The following is a 1,385-nucleotide window of genomic DNA, read 5'->3' on the forward strand; positions in this document are numbered from 1 at the left end:
ACTTGTCGGCGTCCAGCGCCTGGTAGTAGTCCATCAGGATCTGGGCCACTTCCGGACGAGAGAACTCCGGCGGCGGGGCAATGCCCTGGCCCAGCATCTCACGCACCTTGGTACCTGACAGCAGCACAAAGTCGTCCTTGGTGTGGTCCGGTACATCACGCATCATGACCACACGATCAAGCTTCTTGGAATAGGCGGTATGATCCGCCTCGAAGATCTTGATTTCCAGGGCACCGGCCGGCACCTTTTCCTGGAAGATGGTTTGCGCATCGAAAGCGCCGTAATAATCACCCACCCCTGCATGGTCACGGCCAACGATCAAATGGCTGCAGCCACAGTTCTGGCGGAATACCGCATGCAACACCGCCTCACGGGGGCCCGCGTACAGCATGTCAAACCCGTACCCGGTGATCATCACGGTGTTGGGCGGGAAGTACACTTCCACCATCTTGCGGATTGAGGCATCACGCACGTCAGCCGGAATATCACCCTTCTTCAATTTGCCCAGCAGCATATGAATCAGGATACCGTCGGCGTTCAGCGCCTCCTGGGCCATGCGACACAGTTCTTCATGGGCGCGGTGCATGGGGTTACGGGTCTGGAACGCGACCACATTGCTCCAGCCACGCTCAACGAACTCATTGCGAATGGAAACCGCGGTACGGAAGGTATCGGGGAAATCGTCGGCGAAATAGGAGTAATTGAGGACCTGGATGTCACCGGACACGATAAAGTTGCCGGCGGCCAGGAAATTGGCCACACCCGGGTGCTCCTTGTCATTGGTGGCAAAGACCTGCTCGGCAACGGCTTCCAGTTCGGCGTCGGAGGCTTCCTCGATCGCCGCCACATCCATCACCGCGATCACCGGCTCGCCCTCCACATTGGGGTCGCGCAGGGCTATGCGCTTGGCACCTTCAATGGCGCTGACATCCTTCAGCATGTTGACGATCGGCACCGGCCAGAACAGACCATCGGCAGTGGTCATGTTTTCCGCCACCGACAGCATGTCAGCCTTGTTCATGTAGCCCGTCAGCGGGGTGAAGTAACCGGCACCCATCATCACCGCATTGGCGGCAGCGGCCGAGCTGATCACCACTGAAGGCAGAGATTCCGCTTCCTGCTGCAAGGCAACGCGGGCATCTTCATCAGCAACGTAAAGGGGTTTCAATGCGTCCGCACCATGCGGCTTGACCAAAGCGACCATCTATTCACTCCAAATGCTCAATCAACGGGGTATCCATATCGCGGCGCAGTATAGCAAAGGATCGGCAGCAGGTCGGCCCGGCAAGGGGGGCGGGCGTAAAAAAAGCGGCAACGCGCAAGCCCGATCAGTAAAGAGCCATACTCAACAATGACTTGCGTGCCCCGCCCGCCCCCCTTGCCGG

The 1,385-nt window shown here is 58.8% G+C and carries 1 protein-coding gene; it reads right to left on the reverse strand.

Annotation, left to right across the window (positions count from 1 at the left end; genetic code table 11):
• Positions 1-1,168 (reverse strand): sulfate adenylyltransferase (gene sat, locus A3714_RS02490; protein ID WP_231867817.1); only part of this gene is annotated, 1,168 nt, incomplete at its 3' end.
• Between the last annotated feature and the right edge of the window lie 217 nt (positions 1,169-1,385).

It is taken from the genome of Alcanivorax sp. HI0007 (assembly GCF_001635525.1).
GTDB lineage: Bacteria > Pseudomonadota > Gammaproteobacteria > Pseudomonadales > Alcanivoracaceae > Alcanivorax.